The following is an 18165-nucleotide window of genomic DNA, read 5'->3' on the forward strand; positions in this document are numbered from 1 at the left end:
TCAGCCCACCCTACCCACCCCGTAGGGTGCTCCCCACCCGCGAAAGTCTCAGGAGGCCATCATGGCAAAGGCAAAGTTTGAACGTAACAAACCGCACGTCAACATCGGCACGATCGGCCACGTTGACCACGGCAAGACGACGCTGACGGCCGCGATCACGAAGTATTTCGGTGAGTTCCGCGCCTATGACCAGATCGACGGCGCGCCGGAAGAGCGGGCCCGCGGCATCACGATCTCGACCGCGCACGTCGAGTACGAGTCAGAGGCGCGTCACTATGCGCACGTCGACTGCCCCGGCCACGCCGACTATGTGAAGAACATGATCACCGGTGCCGCCCAGATGGACGGCGCGATCCTCGTGGTGTCGGCCGCCGACGGCCCGATGCCGCAGACGCGCGAGCACATCCTGCTCGGCCGCCAGGTGGGCATCCCCTACATGGTCGTCTACATGAACAAGGTCGACCAGGTGGACGATCCGGAACTTCTCGAACTGGTCGAGATGGAAATCCGTGAGCTGCTGTCGTCCTACGACTACCCCGGCGACGACATTCCGATCATCAAGGGCTCGGCTCTGGCCGCGATGAACGGCACCGACAAGGAAATCGGCGAGGATTCGATCCGCGCGCTGATCGCCGCGGTGGACGAATACATCCCGACCCCGGCGCGTGCCGTGGACCAGCCCTTCCTGATGCCGGTCGAGGACGTGTTCTCGATCTCGGGCCGCGGCACCGTGGCCACCGGCCGGATCGAGCGTGGCGTGGTGAAGGTGGGCGAGGAACTCGAGATCGTCGGCATCCGCCCGTCGAAGAAGACGGTCTGCACCGGTGTCGAGATGTTCCGCAAGCTGCTGGACCAGGGCGAGGCGGGCGACAACGTGGGCCTTCTGCTCCGTGGCGTGGACCGCGACGGGATCGAGCGCGGCCAGGTGCTGTGCAAGCCCGGCTCGGTGAAGCCGCACACCAAGTTCGAGGCCGAGGCCTACATCCTGACGAAAGAGGAAGGCGGCCGTCACACGCCGTTCTTCGCGAACTACCGTCCGCAGTTCTACTTCCGCACGACCGACGTGACGGGCACGGTGGAGCTGCCGGAAGGCACCGAGATGGTGATGCCGGGCGACAACCTGAAGTTCAACGTCGAGCTGATCGCGCCGATCGCCATGGAAGAGAAGCTCCGCTTCGCCATCCGTGAAGGCGGCCGCACCGTCGGCGCCGGCGTCGTCTCGAAAATCATCGCGTAAACCGCAATTGGCAGAGGGGCGGGGGGACGACACCACGCCCCCCCGTTTCCCGCCAAGCCCGAGGGCATTGAAATGCAAGGTCAGACTATCCGCATCAGGCTGAAAGCCTTCGATTACCGGGTGCTGGACGCCAGCACCCAGGAAATCGTGAACACCGCCAAGCGGACCGGCGCGCAGGTGCGCGGCCCGATCCCGCTGCCGAACAAGATCGAGAAGTTCACCGTTCTCCGCGGTCCGCACATCGACAAGAAGTCGCGCGACCAGTGGGAGATCCGGACGCACAAGCGTCTTCTCGACATCGTCGATCCGACCCCGCAGACCGTGGACGCGCTGATGAAGCTCGACCTCGCGGCCGGCGTGGACATTCAGATCAAGGTTTGAGGGGTCCACGAAGATGCGTTCTGGTGTTATCGCCAAGAAGCTGGGCATGACCCGGCTGTTCCTCGAGGACGGGAAGCAGGTTCCCGTGACCGTCCTCCAACTCGATTCGCTTCAGGTCGTCGCGCAGCGCACGGCCGAGAAGGACGGCTACACCGCCGTTCAACTCGGCGCGGGTGCGGCCAAGGCCAAGCGGACCTCGGCCGGGATGCGTGGCCACTTCGCGAAAGCGAACGTGGAGCCCAAGCGCAAGATCGCCGAATTCCGCGTCACGCCGGACTGCCTCATCGATGTGGGTGCCGAGATCACCGCTGACCACTACTTTGCGGGTCAGTTCGTGGACATCGCCGGCACCTCGATCGGTAAAGGCTTTGCCGGTGCGATGAAGCGGCACAACTTCGGCGGTCTGCGCGCCTCGCACGGCGTGTCGATCAGCCACCGCTCGCACGGTTCGACCGGCCAGTGCCAGGACCCCGGCAAGGTGTTCAAGGGCAAGAAGATGGCCGGCCACATGGGTGCTGCCCGTGTGACCACGCAGAACCTGCAGGTCGTGCGCACCGACAGCGACCGCGGCCTGATCATGGTGAAGGGCGCTGTTCCCGGATCCAAGGGCGGCTGGGTCACGATCAAGGACGCCGTGAAGAAGCCGGTCCCGGAACAGGCGGTGCGCCCGGCGGCGATCCGCACCGCGGCCGTTGAGGAAACCTCCGTTGGAGGCGAAAGCAATGAAGGCTGAAGTCATCAAGCTGGACGCGAGCCCCGCGGGCTCGATTGAACTGGACGACGCGATCTTCGGCCTCGAGCCGCGCGCCGACATCCTGCACCGCGTCGTGCGCTGGCAGCGGGCCAAGGCCCAGGCCGGCACCCACTCGGTGCTGGGCAAGTCGGACGTGAGCTACTCGACCAAGAAGATCTACCGCCAGAAGGGCACGGGCGGCGCTCGCCACGGCTCGAAGAAGGCGCCGATCTTCCGTCACGGTGGTGTCTACAAGGGCCCGACCCCGCGCAGCCACGCCCACGACCTGAACAAGAAGTTCCGGGCGCTGGGTCTGAAGCATGCGCTGTCGTCCAAGGCCACGACCGGCAACCTGATCGTGATCGAGGACATCGCGCTGACCGAGGCGAAGACCGCGGTCCTCGCCAAGGCGGTGAAGGAACTCGGCTGGAAGCGCGTGCTCGTCATCGACGGTGCGGACATCAACGAGAACTTTGCCAAGGCCGCGCGCAACCTCGAGGGCGTCGATGTGCTGCCGTCGATCGGGGCGAACGTCTATGACATCCTGAAGCGTGACACGCTCGTGATCACGAAGGCGGGTGTCGAAGCTCTGGAGGCTCGTCTGAAATGACCGCCAAACCCGAACATTACGATGTGATCCGCAAGCCCGTGATCACCGAGAAGGCGACCATGACCTCCGAGGCCAATGGCGTCGTCTTCGCGGTGGCGATGGACGCGACCAAGCCGCAGATCAAGGAAGCGGTCGAGTCGATCTTCAACGTCAAGGTGAAGGCGGTGAACACCACCATTACCAAGGGCAAGACCAAGAAGTTCAAGGGCCGCCCCGGCGTGCGCTCGGACCGCAAGAAAGCCTATGTGACGCTCGAGGAAGGAAACACCATCGACGTCTCGACCGGTCTCTGATAGAAGGCCTGCGAATCTCGCGGCCCCGGGTTTCCGGGGCCGTGATTTTTATCATCTGGGGATCTTCGGAGCCCTGTACCGGCCCCCGCAAGGGGGTCTCTAGCTGACGGAAGACAGGAAGCATGGCACTCAAGTCGTACAAACCGACGACGCCTGGCCAGCGTGGGCTGGTTCTGATCGACCGTTCGGAGCTGTGGAAAGGCCGTCCGGTCAAGACCCTCGTCGAGGGCCTGATCAAGACCGGTGGCCGGAACAACACCGGACGCGTCACGATGTGGCACAAGGGCGGCGGGGCGAAGCGCCTCTACCGCATCGTCGATTTCAAGCGTCGCAAGTTCGATGTTCCGGCCGTGGTCGAGCGCATCGAATATGACCCGAACCGGACCGCCTTCATCGCGCTGGTGCGCTACGAGGATGGCGAACTCGCCTACATCCTCGCGCCGCAGCGCCTCGCCGTGGGTGACAGCGTCATCGCCGGCGCCAAGACCGACGTGAAGCCGGGCAACGCGATGCCCTTCTCGGGCATGCCGATCGGCACGATCGTGCACAACGTCGAGCTGAAGCCGGGCAAGGGCGGGCAGCTCGCGCGCGCCGCCGGCACCTACGCCCAGTTCGTGGGCCGCGACGGCGGCTATGCCCAGATCCGTCTGAGCTCGGGCGAGCTGCGCATGGTGCGCCAGGAGTGCATGGCCACGGTTGGCGCGGTGTCGAACCCCGACAACTCGAACCAGAACTTCGGCAAGGCCGGCCGCATGCGGCACAAGGGCGTGCGCCCGACCGTCCGCGGCGTTGCGATGAACCCGATCGACCACCCGCACGGCGGCGGCGAAGGCCGGACCTCGGGCGGCCGTCACCCGGTCACCCCGTGGGGCAAGGGCACCAAGGGCAACCGCACGCGCAAGAGCAAGGCGTCGGACAAGCTGATTGTCCGCTCGCGGCACGCGAAGAAGAAAGGGCGCTAAGCCATGGCACGTTCTACCTGGAAAGGCCCCTTCGTCGACGGGTACCTGCTGAAGAAGGCAGAGAAGTCGCGCGAGTCGGGCAAGAACGAAGTGATTAAGATCTGGTCGCGTCGCTCCACCATCCTGCCGCAGTTCGTGGGCCTGACCTTCGGCGTCTACAACGGCAAGAAGCACGTCCCGGTCAATGTCACCGAGGAAATGATCGGCCAGAAGTTCGGTGAATATTCGCCGACCCGGACCTATTACGGTCACGCGGCCGACAAGAAAGCGAAGAGGAAGTAATCCATGGGCAAGGACAAGAACCCGCGCCGCGTGGGCGAAAACGAGGCTTTTGCCAAGGCGAAGATGCTGCGCACCTCGCCGCAGAAGCTGAACCTCGTCGCGGCCCTGATCCGTGGCAAGAAGGTGGACAAGGCCATTGCCGACCTGACCTTCTCGAAGAAGCGCATCAGCCAGGACGTGCTGAAGTGCCTTCAGTCGGCCATCGCGAACGCTGAGAACAACCACGGCCTCGACGTGGACGAGCTCGTGGTCTCGGAAGCCTATTGCGGCAAGAACCTCGTGATGAAGCGTGGCCGTCCGCGCGCCCGCGGCCGGTTCGGCAAGATCATGAAACCGTTCAGCGAGCTCACGATCAAGGTGAAGCAAGTCGGGGAGACTGCGTAATGGGTCAGAAGGTCAATCCGATCGGCATGCGCCTCCAGGTCAACCGCACCTGGGACAGCCGCTGGTTCGCCGAGTCGAAGGACTACGGTAACCTGCTGCTGGAAGACCTCAAGATGCGCGAGTTCATCCACGACTACGCCAAGCAGGCCGGCGTGTCGAAGGTGATCATCGAGCGTCCGCACCGCAAGTGCCGCGTGACGATCCACACCGCCCGTCCGGGCGTGATCATCGGCAAGAAGGGCGCGGACATCGAGACGCTGCGCAAGAAGCTGGCGGCCTTCACCAAGTCCGAGCTTCACCTGAACATCGTCGAGATCCGCAAGCCGGAGCTTGACGCCCAGCTGGTGGCCGAGTCGATCGCCCAGCAAATGGAGCGTCGGGTGTCGTTCCGTCGCGCCATGAAGCGCGGCGTGCAGAACGCCATGCGGATCGGCGCGCTGGGGATCCGGGTCAATGTCGCGGGCCGTCTCGGCGGCGCCGAGATCGCGCGGACCGAATGGTACCGCGAGGGTCGCGTGCCGCTGCACACGCTGCGCGCCGACATCGACTATGCGACGTCGGAAGCCTCGACGCCCTACGGGATCATCGGGGTGAAGGTCTGGATCTTCAAGGGCGAGATCCTCGAGCACGATCCGCAGGCGCACGACCGCCGGCATTCGGAAGCTCAGGAAGGTGCCGCGCCGCGGCCGCCGCGTCGCGATCGCGAACGCGCGTAAGGGAGCAATAAGATGCTGCAACCGAAACGGACGAAGTTCCGCAAACAGCACAAGGGCCGTATTCACGGTGAAGCGAAGGGCGGGTTCCTCCTGAACTTCGGCGGCTTCGGCCTCAAGGCCACCGAGCCCGAGCGTGTGACCGCGCGGCAGATCGAGGCGGCCCGCCGCGCGATCACCCGCCACATGAAGCGTCAGGGCCGGGTCTGGATCCGCGTCTTCCCGGACACTCCGGTCACGTCGAAACCCACCGAAGTGCGTATGGGTAAGGGCAAGGGCTCGGTCGATTTCTGGGCGGCCAAGGTGAAGCCGGGCCGGATCATGTTCGAGATCGACGGCGTCTCCGAGACGATCGCCCGTGAGGCGCTGCGCCTCGGCGCGATGAAGCTGCCGATCACGACCCGGATCGTGGTCCGCGAGGACTGGTAAGTTCTCGGACCCCGGCAGGGATCGAAGGGCCCCCGGATGCGCGTGCATCCGGGGGCCTTTCATGAGGATAAGGTCTGCTGCGAATCTTTTGCTTGCCCTTCGGGCCGGTCTCCTGTAGCAGGCTGCATCCTGCGGATTCCGGGCGACCGGATTCGCGGATTTGTCATTGATCCACCAGGTTCAAGGTGACCCTGCACAACGGTCGGGGGCCCTCTGGTGATTGAAGAAAGGAACCGGCGATGAACGCCCAGGAACTGCGGTCCAAGACCCCGGACCAGCTCCGCGACCAGCTCGTGGCGCTGAAGAAGGAAGCCTTCAACCTCCGCTTCCAGCAGGCCACCGGCCAGCTCGAGAACACCGCCCGCATGCGTGCCGTCCGTCGCGACGTCGCCCGCATCAAGACGGTCCTGAACGAGATGGCCGCTTCGGCCGCTGCGAACTGAGAGGGGGGATTCCATGCCCAAACGCATCCTGCAAGGCACCGTGACCAGCGACAAGAACGAGCAGACCGTGACGGTCCTCGTCGAGCGCCGCTTCAAGCATCCGCTGCTGAAGAAGACGGTCCGCCTGTCGAAGAAATACCGGGCGCATGACCCGGAGAACCAGTTCAAGGTCGGCGACGTCGTCCGCATCGAGGAATGCGCGCCCATCTCGAAGACGAAGCGCTGGAAGGTCGTGACCGAAGCCGTAACGGCCTGAGGTTGACCTGCCTGCCTGAACGAAACCCTGGGGCCGTGGGATCTGACGGTCCCCAAAGGTCGGGAGAAACCAAATGATCCAGATGCATACCAATCTGGATGTCGCTGACAACTCGGGTGCTCGCCGGGTGCAGTGCATCAAGGTTCTGGGTGGTTCCCACCGCCGCTACGCCAGCGTCGGCGACATCATCGTGGTGTCGGTCAAGGAAGCCATCCCGCGCGGTCGCGTGAAGAAGGGCGATGTCCGCAAGGCCGTCGTCGTGCGCACCGCCAAGGAAGTCCGTCGTGAGGATGGCACCACCATCCGCTTCGACCGCAACGCTGCCGTCATCCTGAACAACCAGGGCGAACCGGTCGGCACCCGTATCTTCGGGCCGGTCGTGCGTGAGCTGCGTGCTAAGAACTTCATGAAAATCATCTCGCTGGCGCCGGAGGTGCTCTGATGGCTGCGAAGCTGAAAAAGGGTGACCGCGTCGTCGTGCTGGCCGGCAAGGACAAGGGCAAGCAGGGCGAGATCACTTCGGTGATGCCGAAGGACAACAAGGCCGTGGTCGAGGGCGTGAACATCGCCATCCGTCACGCCAAGCAGACGCCGACGTCGCAGGGTGGCCGGATTGCCAAGGCGATGCCGATCGACCTGTCGAACCTCGCGCTGATCGATGCCAACGGCAAGGCGACGCGCGTCGGCTTCCGCTTCGAGGGCGAGAAGAAGGTCCGCTACGCCAAGACCACGGGGGACGTCATCTGATGCTCGACCAGACCAACTACACCCCGCGGCTGAAGTCGCTCTATGCCAGCAATGTTCGCGCGGCGCTGAAGGAGCAGTTCAGCTACAAGAACGACATGCAGATCCCGCGTCTGGACAAGATCGTCCTGAACATGGGCGTCGGCGAGGCGGTCAAGGACACCAAGAAGGTGAAGACCGCCGCGGAAGAGCTGTCGATGATCGCCGGCCAGAAGGCCGTCATCACGCACGCGAAGAAGTCGATCGCCGGCTTCCGGGTGCGCGAGCTGATGCCGCTGGGCTGCAAGGTCACGCTGCGCGGCGACCGCATGTATGAATTCCTCGACCGTCTGATCACGATCGCGCTGCCCCGCGTCCGCGACTTCCGCGGCGTCAAGGGCAACTCGTTCGACGGGCGCGGCAACTACGCGATGGGCCTGAAAGAGCAGTTCGTGTTCCCCGAGATCAACTTCGACAAGGTCGACGAGGTTCTCGGCATGGACATCATCATCTGCACCACCGCGAAGACCGACGCGGAAGCGAAGGCGCTGTTGAAGCAGTTCAACATGCCGTTCGTCAGCTGATCGCGGGAGGGAGAAGAGAATGGCGAAGAAATCCATGATCGAACGCGAGATCAAGCGCGCGAAGATGGTGCAGCAATACGCTGCCAAGCGCGCCTCGCTGAAAGAGATCACCACCAACGCGGACCTGCCGATGGAGCAGCGCTTCAAGGCGCAGCTGAAGCTGGCGGAACTTCCGCGCAACTCGTCGGCCACGCGGATCCACAACCGCTGCCAGCTGACGGGCCGTCCGCATGCGTATTATCGCAAGCTGAAACTCTCGCGGATCATGCTGCGTGAACTGGCCTCGTTCGGCCAGATCCCCGGCATGGTGAAGTCGAGCTGGTAAGGAGATCGGGATATGTCTGTGAACGATCCGCTCGGCGATATGCTGACCCGCATCCGCAACGCGCAGCTGCGCGGCAAGTCGACCGTCTCGACGCCAGCCTCGAAGCTGCGCGCCTGGGTGCTCGACGTGCTGCAGGCCGAGGGTTACATCCGCGGCTACGAGAAGAAGGAAACCGAGAACGGCCAGGGCGAACTGGTCATCTCGCTGAAGTACTTCGAGGGCGCCCCGGTCATCCGTGAGCTCAAGCGCGTCTCCAAGCCCGGCCGCCGCGTCTACATGGCGACCAAGGACCTGCCGAGCGTCCGCAACGGCCTCGGTGTGTCGATCATCTCCACGCCGAAAGGCGTCATGTCCGATGCGAGCGCCCGCTCCGCCAATGTTGGCGGCGAAGTGCTCTGCACCGTGTTCTGAGGAGGGTTCAATGTCTCGTATTGGCAAGAAACCCGTCCCGCTGCCGAAGGGCGTGACGGCCTCGATCTCGGGCCAGACCGTCGAGGTGAAGGGGCCGAAGGGCACCCGTACCTTCTCGGCGACCGACGACGTGACGATCGCGCTGGAAGAGGGCTCGGTGAAGGTGACGCCGCGCGGCACCTCCAAGCGCGCCCGCCAGCAGTGGGGCATGGTGCGGTCGCAGGTGGAGAACCTTGTGACCGGCGTGACTTCCGGCTTCAAGAAAGAGCTGGAGATCACCGGCGTGGGCTACCGCGCGCAGATGGCCGGCAACGTGCTGAAACTGTCGCTGGGCTACAGCCACGACGTCAACTTCGAGGTGCCGGCGGGCGTGACCGTCACCACCCCGAAGCAGACCGAGATCACCATCGAAGGCATCGACCAGCAGCTGGTCGGCCAGGTGGCGGCGAACATCCGCGAGTGGCGGCGTCCCGAGCCCTACAAGGGCAAGGGCATCCGCTACAAGGACGAGTTCATCTTCCGCAAGGAAGGCAAGAAGAAGTAAGGGGCGCGACAATGGCGAACACGAAAAGAGAGCTGTTCCTCAAGCGCCGCCTGCGCGTCCGGAACAAACTGAAGGCCTCGGCGAACGGGCGGCTGCGGCTGTCCGTCCACCGCTCCAGCAAGAACATCAGCGCCCAGCTGATCGACGATGCCAATGGCGTGACGCTGGCCGCCGCCTCGACCCTCGAGAAGGGCCTGGGCTTCTTTGGCAAGAACAACGTCGAGGCGTCGGCGGCCGTGGGCCGCACGATCGCCGAACGGGCGAAGGCGGCCGGGATCGAGGAATGCTACTTCGACCGCGGCGGTTTCCTCTTTCACGGGAAGATCAAGGCCCTGGCCGACGCTGCCCGTGAAGGCGGCCTGAAGTTCTGAGGAGTAAGACGATGGCAGAAAGAGAGAACCGCCGGGACCGTCGCGACGATCGTTCGCGCGAGGAGACCCCGGAATTCGCCGATCGTCTGGTGGCGATCAACCGCGTGTCCAAGACCGTGAAGGGTGGCAAGCGCTTCGGCTTTGCGGCTCTGGTCGTGGTCGGTGACCAGCGCGGCCGCGTCGGCTTCGGCAAGGGCAAGGCCAAGGAAGTGCCCGAGGCGATCCGCAAGGCGACCGAGCAGGCCAAGCGGCAGATGATCCGCGTCGCTCTGCGTGACGGCCGGACCCTGCACCATGACCAGGAAGGCCGCCACGGCGCCGGCAAGGTCGTGATGCGCGCCGCCGTTCCCGGGACCGGCATCATCGCCGGCGGTCCGATGCGCGCCGTGTTCGAGATGCTCGGCATCCAGGACGTGGTCGCGAAGTCGATGGGCTCGCAGAACCCCTACAACATGATCCGTGCCACGATGGACGGGCTCAAGCGGGAATCCAGCCCCCGTCAGGTCGCGCAGCGTCGCGGCAAGAAGGTGGCCGAGATCCTGAAGAAGCCCGAAGCCGAAGTGGCGGAAGCGTAAGGAGTCCGCACCATGGCGAAAACGATCATCGTGAAGCAGGTCCGGTCGGCCGCGCGCCGTCCGGCCGTGCAGACCGCGGTCCTGAAGGGCCTCGGGCTGAACAAGATGCACCGGACCCGGGAACTGGAGGACACGCCGTCGATTCGCGGCATGGTCGCCAAGATCCCGCATCTGGTCGAGATCATCGAAGAGCGCGGCTGAGGCCGGGCTCGAACGATCCGAGGGCGCGCGGGCTTGCACCGGGCGCCCTTTCCCCATATCAGGCGCGCGGTGAGGCGACTCGCCGCCCAACAATCAAGAAACGCCGTGTTCCCTCCATCCGTCGCTGGCGGAGGGGTTCCGGCCAGGAGATAGCGACATGAAACTGAACGAACTCCGCGACAACGAAGGCGCAGCCCGCAAGAAGAAGCGCGTGGCGCGCGGCCCGGGCTCGGGCAAGGGAAAGACCGCCGGCCGCGGGATCAAGGGCCAGAAGTCGCGTTCGGGCGTGGCCCTGAACGGCTACGAAGGCGGCCAGATGCCGCTCTACCGGCGTCTGCCGAAGCGCGGCTTCTCGAAGCCGAACCGCAAGGAATATGCGGTGGTCAACCTCGGCCTGATCCAGAAGTTCGTCGACGCCGGCAAGCTGGACGCCAGCCAGCCGATCGACGAGAACGCGATCGTCGCCGCGGGCGTGACCTCGCACAAGCGCGACGGCATCCGCGTGCTGGCCAAGGGCGAGATCACCGCGAAGCTGACCCTGACCGTTTCCGGCGCCTCGAAGTCGGCGGTGGAAGCCATCGAGAAGGCCGGCGGCTCGATCACGCTGACCGCTCCGGCTGCGGCGGCCAGCGCAGAATAAGGTTGTGACTGCGCCTCAGGGCGCATACATCACCTGCGAGTTTTCCCGCGCCGCCGACCCGGAGAACGGATCGGCGGCGCCGTCATGAAAGAGACCGGGCATGGCATCTGCTGCAGAGCAAATGGCGGCGAACCTGAGTTGGGGCGCCCTCGGCAAGGCCACCGACCTTCGCCAACGCATCTTCTTCACCATCGGCCTGCTGATGGTGTATCGCCTCGGCACCTACATTCCCGTTCCGGGGATCGACGGCTCGGCCCTGCGCGAGTTCATGGACACCGCGACCGCCGGCATCGGCGGCATGCTGAACATGTTCACCGGCGGCGCGATCAGCCGCATGGGCATCTTCGCGCTCGGCATCATGCCCTACATCTCGGCCTCGATCATCGTGCAGCTGATGGCCTCGATGGTGCCGAAGCTCGAGCAGCTCAAGAAAGAGGGTGAGCAGGGCCGCAAGAAGATCAACCAGTACACGCGCTACGGCACCGTGTTCCTGGCCACCTTCCAGGCCTGGGGCATCGCCATGAGCCTCGAGGCCGGCGATCTGGTGACCGATCCGGGGATGTTCTTCCGCGCCGCCTGCGTCATCACGCTGGTCGGCGGCACCATGTTCCTGATGTGGCTCGGCGAGCAGATCACCGCGCGCGGCATCGGCAACGGGATCTCCCTGATCATCTTCGTGGGGATCGTGGCCGAGATTCCGGCGGCCCTCGCGCAGTTCTTCAGCCAGGGCCGCTCGGGCGCCATCAGCCCCGCGGTGATCGTGGGTGTGATCGTCATGGTCGTCGCCGTGATCGCCTTTGTGGTCTTCATGGAGCGGGCGCTCCGCAAGATCCACATCCAGTATCCGCGGCGTCAGGTCGGCATGAAGATCTACGACGGCGGCTCGTCGCACCTGCCGGTCAAGGTCAACCCGGCGGGCGTCATCCCGGCGATCTTCGCCTCGTCGCTCCTGTTGCTGCCGGTGACGATCTCGACCTTCTCGGGGGCCCAGACGGGTCCGGTGATGTCCACGATCCTGGCCTATTTCGGGCCCGGACAGCCGCTCTACCTGCTGTTCTTCGCCGGAATGATCATCTTCTTCGCCTATTTCTACACGGCGAACGTGGCCTTCAAGGTCGATGACGTGGCCGAGAACCTCAAGAACCAGAACGGCTTCATCCCCGGCATCCGGCCGGGCAAGAAGACCGAGGAATATCTCGAATATGTCGTGAACCGGGTCCTCGTGCTGGGGTCGGCCTATCTCGCGGCGGTCTGTCTGCTGCCCGAGGTGCTGCGCGACCAGTTTGGCATCCCGTTCTATTTCGGGGGCACGTCGGTCCTGATCGTGGTGTCGGTCACGATGGACACGATCAACCAGGTTCAGTCGCATCTGCTCGCCCACCAGTATGAGGGGCTGATCGAGCGGTCGCAGCTGAGAGGGAGAAAACGGTACGGAGCGAAGACTCCGACCCGTCGTTGAGGGAAGAGTGATGGTGAATGTGATACTTCTGGGGCCGCCGGGTGCGGGCAAGGGCACGCAGGCCAAGCGGCTCGAGGAGAGCCGGGGGATGGTGCAGCTCTCGACGGGCGACATGCTGCGCGAGGCCAAGACCTCGGGCTCCGAGATGGGCCGCCGCGCGGCCGAGGTGATGGACCGCGGCGAGCTTGTCACCGACGAAATCGTGATCGGCCTGATTCGCGAAAGGCTGCAATCTCCGGCTGCCGGCGGCTTCATCTTTGACGGGTTTCCGCGCACGCTGAAGCAGGCGGATGCCCTCGGGGAACTGCTTGCCCAGATGGGGCAGGGGCTCGATGCGGTGATCGAGATGCAGGTGGACGATGCGGCGCTGGTGGCACGCATCACCGGCCGCTACTCCTGCGGCAACTGCGGGGCGGTCTATCACGACGAGACGAAGCCGACCAAGGTCGAGGGCGTCTGCGACGTCTGCGGCTCCACCGACCTGCGGCGGCGGGCGGATGACACGGCCGAGGCACTGTCGAAGCGGCTGATGGAATATTACAAGAAGACCTCGCCCCTCATTGGCTACTATTACGCCAAGGGCCAGCTCTCGACCGTCGACGGCCTGGCCGAGATGGACGAGGTGACGGCTGCGATCGCAAAGGTCCTTGACAAGCGCGATTGAAGTGGCTTCCGGCCTTGACGGCCGGAGCAAAACCCCATAGATCACGGCGTCCCGCAAGGGAATCGTCCGAATGCGGGGATTCTTCCCTGCGACGAACAGTCCGGAGCGACTGCCGGCTCCGGTGGTTGTGAAAAAAGGTCCTGGAATTACGGGACCGCAACATAAGGAAGACACGTTTGGCACGTATTGCTGGCGTCAACATCCCGACCGCGAAACGGGTTCCGATCGCGCTCACCTACATCCACGGTATCGGCAACCATGTGGCCGAGCAGATCTGCGACGCCGTGGGCATCGACCGCGCCCGTCGCGTGAACCAGCTCTCCGATGCCGAAGTGCTGGCGATCCGCGAATATATCGACGCGAACGTCACCGTCGAGGGCGACCTTCGCCGCGAGACGTCGATGAACATCAAGCGCCTGATGGACCTCGGCTGCTACCGCGGCCTGCGTCATCGTCGTGGCCTGCCGGTCCGCGGCCAGCGCACCCACACCAACGCCCGCACCCGCAAGGGCCCGGCGAAAGCCATCGCTGGCAAGAAGAAATAAGGGGCGCTGAACCATGGCACGTGACAAGACCCGCATGAAGCGCAAGGAACGCAAGAACATCGCCGCCGGCGTTGCTCATGTGAACTCCTCGTTCAACAACACCAAGATCCTGATCTCCGACGTGCAGGGCAACGCGATCTCGTGGTCGTCGGCCGGCACCATGGGCTTCAAGGGCTCGCGGAAATCTACCCCCTATGCGGCCCAGATGGCCGCCGAGGATGCCGCCAAGAAGGCGCAGGAGCATGGCATGAAGACCATCGAGGTCGAAGTGCAGGGCCCGGGTTCGGGGCGTGAATCGGCGCTGCGCGCGCTGGCCGCCGCCGGGCTCAACATCACCTCGATCCGCGACGTGACGCCGATGGCGCACAACGGCTGCCGTCCGCCGAAGCGTCGTCGCGTCTGACAGCAGATCCATCGGGTCGGGCCGTGCCATCTGGCGCGGCCCGATCGACTTGTTCTGATCCTCGGGCGTCGCTGGCTAACGGACATGGGCCGGCGACAGGTATGGAGGCAAACGCATGATCCACAAGAACTGGGCCGAGCTGATCAAGCCGACGCAGCTGGTCGTAAAGCCGGGCGCCGATCCGGCACGGGTCGCCACCGTGATTGCCGAACCGCTCGAGCGCGGGTTCGGTCTGACGCTGGGCAACGCCCTGCGTCGCGTGCTGCTGTCGTCGCTCCAGGGCGCCGCCATCACCTCCGTCCAGATCGACAACGTCCTGCACGAGTTCTCGAGCGTCGCGGGCGTCCGTGAGGACGTGACGGACATCGTGCTGAACCTCAAGGGCGTCTCCATCAAGATGGAAGTCGAGGGTCCGAAGCGTCTCTCGATCTCGGCCAAGGGGCCGGGTGTGGTGACCGCCGGCGACATCTCGGAATCCAACGGCATCGAGATCCTGAACAAGGATCACGTGATCTGCCACCTCGACGAGGGCGCGGACGTGTTCATGGAGCTGACCGTGAACACCGGCAAGGGCTATGTCGCGGCCGACAAGAACCGTCCCGAGGATGCTCCGATCGGCCTGATCCCGATCGACGCGATCTACTCGCCGGTGAAGAAGGTGAGCTACGAAGTCACCCCGACCCGCGAGGGGCAGGTGCTGGACTATGACAAGCTCACCATGCGCGTCGAGACCGACGGCGGCCTGACTCCGGAAGATGCGGTGGCCTACGCCGCGCGCATCCTGCAGGATCAGCTGTCGATCTTCGTGAACTTCGAGGAGCCGGAATCGGCCACCCGCCACGACGTCGAGGATGGGCTGGAGTTCAACCCGCTCCTGCTCAAGAAGGTGGACGAGCTGGAGCTGTCGGTCCGTTCGGCCAACTGCCTCAAGAACGACAACATCGTCTATATCGGCGACCTGATCCAGAAGACGGAAGCCGAGATGCTGCGCACGCCGAACTTCGGCCGCAAGTCGCTGAACGAGATCAAGGAAGTGCTCTCGGGCATGGGCCTCCACCTCGGCATGGATGTCGAGGACTGGCCGCCGGAGAACATCGAAGACCTCGCCAAGCGGTTCGAAGACCAGTTCTGAGGGCGGGGCCTCGGCCCCCTCTGGAAACTCCCGGGCAATCCCGCCCCAACGAAGCCCGTCGCTACGCACGAAGGGCAAGACAAAGCATAGGAGACCATCATGCGTCACGCCCGCGGCTACCGCCGCCTGAACCGCACCCACGAGCACCGCAAGGCGCTGTTCGCCAACATGGCCGGCTCGCTGATCGAGCATGAGCAGATCAAGACGACCCTGCCCAAGGCCAAGGAACTGCGCCCGATCATCGAGAAGCTGGTGACGCTCGCCAAGCGCGGCGACCTGCACGCCCGCCGGCAGGCCGCGGCCCAGCTCAAGGAAGACCGTCACGTCGAGCGGCTGTTCGCCATCCTCGGCCCGCGCTACGCCGAGCGCGCCGGCGGCTATGTCCGCGTCCTGAAGGCCGGCTTCCGCTACGGCGACATGGCCCCGATGGCGATCATCGAGTTCGTCGATCGCGATCCGAATGCCAAGGGCGCCGCCGACAAGGCTCGTGTGCTTGCGGAAGAAGCCCTGGAAGACTGAGACCGTTCGTTCGGTCGGACAATTCGGGCCCGTCTCTTCGGAGGCGGGCCTATTACTTTTTACGCCTTCGGTTTTTTGCGCCACCAACGAAGGGATGTAGCCTTGGCTAAAGGCAGGGCAGTGGAGCCGGATTCACCATTGCCAAAAAACGTGTTTGCTTCAAGAGATGGTTGCAATAAAGCTGTGTGAGAGATTGGCGCCAAGGCCCGATCATTTTGACTCGGCTTTTCCATCCAACCCGGTTTTCATTGCGACTGTTTCCCCAATGACGATAAATTCGAAGCTCGATCTGGAACTCAGCCAACTGCGGAGGGTGGCCACCGCGGGTTACTACATGGGCCTGCATATCCGTTTCGCATCGCCCCTCGTCTCTTTGCAATCATACCGCGAAGACTGGGTCGAATATTACACGGAAAAGGGATATGTATTGTTTGATCCCTCGATCCAATGGGGGCTGTCCGAGAATGGCACCCGGCGGTGGAGCGATTTCGTCGACAGCGATCCGCGCGGTGTTCTGACAGAGGCGGCGCAATTCGGCCTCAGATTTGGCGTGAGTTGCTCGTGGGGTTCGGGCAGCAAGCGCAGCATCGGCAGTTTCGCGCGCTCGGATCGTGAGTTTACCGACCGTGAGGTTGAACTGGTCTTCGCGTTGTTCCAGCGCGTTCACGAGCTTACCCTACCGCCGGACGAGCTGACCCAGCCGCAGATCGACGCGCTGCGTTGCATCGGCAACGGCGACCGGCATGCAGCGGCGGCGCAAAAGCTCGGCATTTCCGAGAGTGCGCTCAAGGCGCGGATTGCGGGCGCACGGCAGCGGCTTGGCGCGCGGACGACGGCCGAGGCGATCCAGCGGGCCAAGGATTACGGCTTGATCTGACGCTTGCGCCAGCGCGGGGGCGGCTTACATATCGCCCGTCCCGAGAGGTTCCCATGCGCCAGGCTTTCCTTGCCCTCCTTCTGACCGCCGCCCTGTTTCCCCTGCCGATCCTTGCCGAGACGCGGGTGCCGCAAAGCGCGGCCGAGATTTCGCTGACCTTTGCCCCCGTTGTCCGCTCGGCGGCCCCGGCGGTGGTGAATATCTATGCAACGCGTGTCGTGGCCCAGCGGGTGAGCCCCTTTGCGGCCGACCCGTTCTTCGACCAGCTGTTCCGCGACTTCGGACGCCGCCAGCCGCGGGTTCAGAATTCGCTCGGCTCGGGCGTGATTGTCTCGGCGGACGGGATCGTGGTGTCGAACCATCATGTCGTCGGGCAGGCCGATGCGATCCGTGTCGTGCTGAACGACCGCCGCGAGTATGAGGCCGAGGTGATGCTGGCCGACCAGGACAGCGATCTTGCCGTGCTGAAGCTGAGGGATGCGCACGATCTGCCCTATCTGTCGCTGCGCGATTCCGACGGGATCGAGGTGGGCGAACTGGTGCTCGCGATCGGCAACCCGTTCGGCGTGGGCCAGACGGTGTCGCAGGGGATCGTCTCGGGGCTCGCCCGGTCGGGCCTCTCGATCGACGGCGGGCGGGGCTACTTCATCCAGACCGATGCGGCCATCAACCCCGGCAACTCGGGCGGCGCGCTGGTCGATACGGCCGGGCGGCTCGTGGGCATCAACACCGCGATCCTGACCCAGTCGGGCGGATCGAACGGGATCGGCTTTGCCATCCCCGCCAACCTGGTGCGCAGCTTCCTGACGCAGGCCGAGGCGGGCGAGAGCCGGTTTCAGCGCCCCTGGGCGGGGGTGAACGGGCAGGTGGTCGATGCGGCGATGGCCGAGGCGATGGGGCTCGAGCGGCCCGAGGGGGTCGTCCTGACCGAACTCGATCCCGAAAGTCCGTTCCGCGCGGCGGGCCTGCGGTCGGGCGATGTGGTGGTGGCGCTTGGCGGCCAGCGGACGGACAGTCCGCAGGAGGTGATGTTCCGCCTGTCCTCGATGGGGATCGGCTCGCGCACCACGGTCACCTATCTGCGCGACGGCCAGCCGCGCGAGGCCGAGGTTGCGCTGATGGCGCCGCCCGACAGTCCCCCGCGTGAGACGCTGGCGCTGCGCGAGACGGTGCTTGCGGGCCTCACGGTCGAGCGGCTGAACCCCGCCGTCCGGGCCGAGATGAACCTGCCGCTGACGCTGGACGGTGTCGTGGTGCGGGGCGCCGAGGCGTCGGCGGCGCGGGCCGGGCTTCGGCAGGGCGATCTCCTTCTCGAGATCAACGGCCGCCGCATCGAGCGGCCGCGCGATGTGCTGGTGGCGGCGCGGGAGCAGTCGCGCTGGTGGCAGATCGACGTGCTGCGCGACGGCCAGTCGCTGCGTCTCCGCTTCCGTCTGTGACCCTTTCCCTGCCATCGCGGCGCGCGTAGG

At 64.8% G+C, this 18165-nt stretch carries 30 protein-coding genes; all 30 read left to right on the forward strand.

Translation table 11 applies throughout. The features are described 5' to 3' along the window. Positions 1-61: 61 nt before the first annotated feature. Entirely contained in the window at positions 62-1237 is a 1176-nt protein-coding gene (gene tuf / locus FG154_RS04485) for an elongation factor Tu (protein ID WP_145104726.1), read from the forward strand. Between the two features lie 72 nt (positions 1238-1309). Then, entirely contained in the window at positions 1310-1618 is a 309-nt protein-coding gene (rpsJ, locus tag FG154_RS04490) for a 30S ribosomal protein S10 (RefSeq protein ID WP_002722490.1), read from the forward strand. A gap of 13 nt (positions 1619-1631) precedes the next feature. Beyond that, a complete protein-coding gene (gene rplC / locus FG154_RS04495; protein ID WP_011909487.1) occupies positions 1632-2351 on the forward strand; it encodes a 50S ribosomal protein L3 in 720 nt (239 codons plus the stop codon). Further along, on the forward strand, positions 2341-2961 hold the full coding sequence (gene rplD, locus FG154_RS04500; protein WP_145104739.1) for a 50S ribosomal protein L4: 621 nt from the start codon (positions 2341-2343) through the stop codon (positions 2959-2961). Before rplC ends, rplD begins: the two co-directional genes overlap by 11 nt. Continuing rightward, positions 2958-3254 (forward strand): 50S ribosomal protein L23, encoded by a 297-nt coding sequence (locus tag FG154_RS04505; protein ID WP_101340203.1) that lies wholly within the window; start codon positions 2958-2960, stop codon positions 3252-3254. Before rplD ends, FG154_RS04505 begins: the two co-directional genes overlap by 4 nt. A 122-nt stretch (positions 3255-3376) precedes the next feature. Next, positions 3377-4216, forward strand: a complete 840-nt coding sequence (rplB, locus tag FG154_RS04510; RefSeq protein ID WP_011909484.1) for a 50S ribosomal protein L2 — start codon at positions 3377-3379, stop codon at positions 4214-4216. Between the two features lie 3 nt (positions 4217-4219). Then, the gene (gene rpsS, locus FG154_RS04515) at positions 4220-4498 is read left to right on the forward strand and encodes a 30S ribosomal protein S19 (protein ID WP_002722496.1); all 279 of its coding nucleotides are present in this window, start codon (positions 4220-4222) and stop codon (positions 4496-4498) included. A gap of 3 nt (positions 4499-4501) precedes the next feature. Next, positions 4502-4882, forward strand: coding sequence for a 50S ribosomal protein L22 (gene rplV / locus FG154_RS04520; protein WP_145104741.1), 381 nt, complete (start codon positions 4502-4504; stop codon positions 4880-4882). After that, the gene (gene rpsC / locus FG154_RS04525) at positions 4882-5598 is read left to right on the forward strand and encodes a 30S ribosomal protein S3 (RefSeq protein WP_011909482.1); all 717 of its coding nucleotides are present in this window, start codon (positions 4882-4884) and stop codon (positions 5596-5598) included. The genes rplV and rpsC overlap by 1 nt, the downstream gene beginning before the upstream one ends. A 12-nt stretch (positions 5599-5610) precedes the next feature. Beyond that, on the forward strand, positions 5611-6024 hold the full coding sequence (gene rplP / locus FG154_RS04530) for a 50S ribosomal protein L16 (RefSeq protein ID WP_096784577.1): 414 nt from the start codon (positions 5611-5613) through the stop codon (positions 6022-6024). 239 nt (positions 6025-6263) lie between these two features. After that, positions 6264-6467, forward strand: a complete 204-nt coding sequence (rpmC, locus tag FG154_RS04535) for a 50S ribosomal protein L29 (protein ID WP_011909480.1) — start codon at positions 6264-6266, stop codon at positions 6465-6467. 13 nt (positions 6468-6480) lie between these two features. Then, positions 6481-6723 carry a 30S ribosomal protein S17 gene (gene rpsQ / locus FG154_RS04540; protein WP_011909479.1) on the forward strand — a complete coding sequence of 81 codons (243 nt, stop codon included), beginning with the start codon at positions 6481-6483 and terminating at the stop codon, positions 6721-6723. Positions 6724-6796: 73 nt separating this feature from the next. Further along, entirely contained in the window at positions 6797-7165 is a 369-nt protein-coding gene (gene rplN, locus FG154_RS04545; RefSeq protein ID WP_145104743.1) for a 50S ribosomal protein L14, read from the forward strand. Then, positions 7165-7470 (forward strand): 50S ribosomal protein L24, encoded by a 306-nt coding sequence (gene rplX, locus FG154_RS04550; protein WP_101340201.1) that lies wholly within the window; start codon positions 7165-7167, stop codon positions 7468-7470. Before rplN ends, rplX begins: the two co-directional genes overlap by 1 nt. Continuing rightward, complete coding sequence (rplE, locus tag FG154_RS04555) at positions 7470-8030, forward strand: 50S ribosomal protein L5 (protein ID WP_011909477.1); 561 nt, start codon at positions 7470-7472, stop codon at positions 8028-8030. Before rplX ends, rplE begins: the two co-directional genes overlap by 1 nt. Positions 8031-8049: 19 nt before the next feature. Further along, a complete protein-coding gene (gene rpsN / locus FG154_RS04560; RefSeq protein ID WP_002722514.1) occupies positions 8050-8355 on the forward strand; it encodes a 30S ribosomal protein S14 in 306 nt (101 codons plus the stop codon). Between the two features lie 12 nt (positions 8356-8367). Then, positions 8368-8766 (forward strand): 30S ribosomal protein S8, encoded by a 399-nt coding sequence (gene rpsH / locus FG154_RS04565; RefSeq protein ID WP_145104745.1) that lies wholly within the window; start codon positions 8368-8370, stop codon positions 8764-8766. 10 nt (positions 8767-8776) lie between these two features. Then, complete coding sequence (gene rplF / locus FG154_RS04570) at positions 8777-9310, forward strand: 50S ribosomal protein L6 (RefSeq protein WP_145104747.1); 534 nt, start codon at positions 8777-8779, stop codon at positions 9308-9310. An 11-nt stretch (positions 9311-9321) separates the two neighbouring features. Continuing rightward, on the forward strand, positions 9322-9681 hold the full coding sequence (gene rplR / locus FG154_RS04575; RefSeq protein WP_011909474.1) for a 50S ribosomal protein L18: 360 nt from the start codon (positions 9322-9324) through the stop codon (positions 9679-9681). 11 nt (positions 9682-9692) lie between these two features. Further along, positions 9693-10256 carry a 30S ribosomal protein S5 gene (rpsE, locus tag FG154_RS04580; protein ID WP_011909473.1) on the forward strand — a complete coding sequence of 188 codons (564 nt, stop codon included), beginning with the start codon at positions 9693-9695 and terminating at the stop codon, positions 10254-10256. Between the two features lie 12 nt (positions 10257-10268). After that, entirely contained in the window at positions 10269-10457 is a 189-nt protein-coding gene (gene rpmD / locus FG154_RS04585) for a 50S ribosomal protein L30 (protein WP_002722524.1), read from the forward strand. 157 nt (positions 10458-10614) lie between these two features. Next, on the forward strand, positions 10615-11097 hold the full coding sequence (gene rplO / locus FG154_RS04590; RefSeq protein ID WP_145104748.1) for a 50S ribosomal protein L15: 483 nt from the start codon (positions 10615-10617) through the stop codon (positions 11095-11097). Between the two features lie 100 nt (positions 11098-11197). After that, complete coding sequence (gene secY / locus FG154_RS04595) at positions 11198-12556, forward strand: preprotein translocase subunit SecY (RefSeq protein WP_145104750.1); 1359 nt, start codon at positions 11198-11200, stop codon at positions 12554-12556. Between the two features lie 10 nt (positions 12557-12566). Then, positions 12567-13220, forward strand: coding sequence for an adenylate kinase (locus FG154_RS04600; protein ID WP_145104752.1), 654 nt, complete (start codon positions 12567-12569; stop codon positions 13218-13220). Positions 13221-13396: 176 nt separating this feature from the next. Then, positions 13397-13765: a 30S ribosomal protein S13 gene (gene rpsM, locus FG154_RS04605; RefSeq protein ID WP_011909469.1), complete on the forward strand. Its 369-nt coding sequence runs from the start codon at positions 13397-13399 to the stop codon at positions 13763-13765. 13 nt (positions 13766-13778) lie between these two features. Further along, on the forward strand, positions 13779-14168 hold the full coding sequence (gene rpsK, locus FG154_RS04610; protein WP_011909468.1) for a 30S ribosomal protein S11: 390 nt from the start codon (positions 13779-13781) through the stop codon (positions 14166-14168). A gap of 115 nt (positions 14169-14283) precedes the next feature. Further along, positions 14284-15300 (forward strand): DNA-directed RNA polymerase subunit alpha, encoded by a 1017-nt coding sequence (locus FG154_RS04615; protein ID WP_145104754.1) that lies wholly within the window; start codon positions 14284-14286, stop codon positions 15298-15300. A 99-nt stretch (positions 15301-15399) separates the two neighbouring features. Next, positions 15400-15819, forward strand: coding sequence for a 50S ribosomal protein L17 (gene rplQ, locus FG154_RS04620; RefSeq protein ID WP_011909466.1), 420 nt, complete (start codon positions 15400-15402; stop codon positions 15817-15819). A 265-nt stretch (positions 15820-16084) separates the two neighbouring features. After that, entirely contained in the window at positions 16085-16696 is a 612-nt protein-coding gene (locus FG154_RS04625; RefSeq protein ID WP_145104756.1) for an autoinducer binding domain-containing protein, read from the forward strand. A gap of 53 nt (positions 16697-16749) precedes the next feature. After that, on the forward strand, positions 16750-18135 hold the full coding sequence (locus FG154_RS04630) for a Do family serine endopeptidase (RefSeq protein WP_145104758.1): 1386 nt from the start codon (positions 16750-16752) through the stop codon (positions 18133-18135). The last annotated feature ends 30 nt before the right edge of the window (positions 18136-18165 follow it).

The organism is Cereibacter sediminicola (assembly GCF_007668225.1).
Taxonomy (GTDB): Bacteria; Pseudomonadota; Alphaproteobacteria; order Rhodobacterales; family Rhodobacteraceae; genus Cereibacter_A; species Cereibacter_A azotoformans.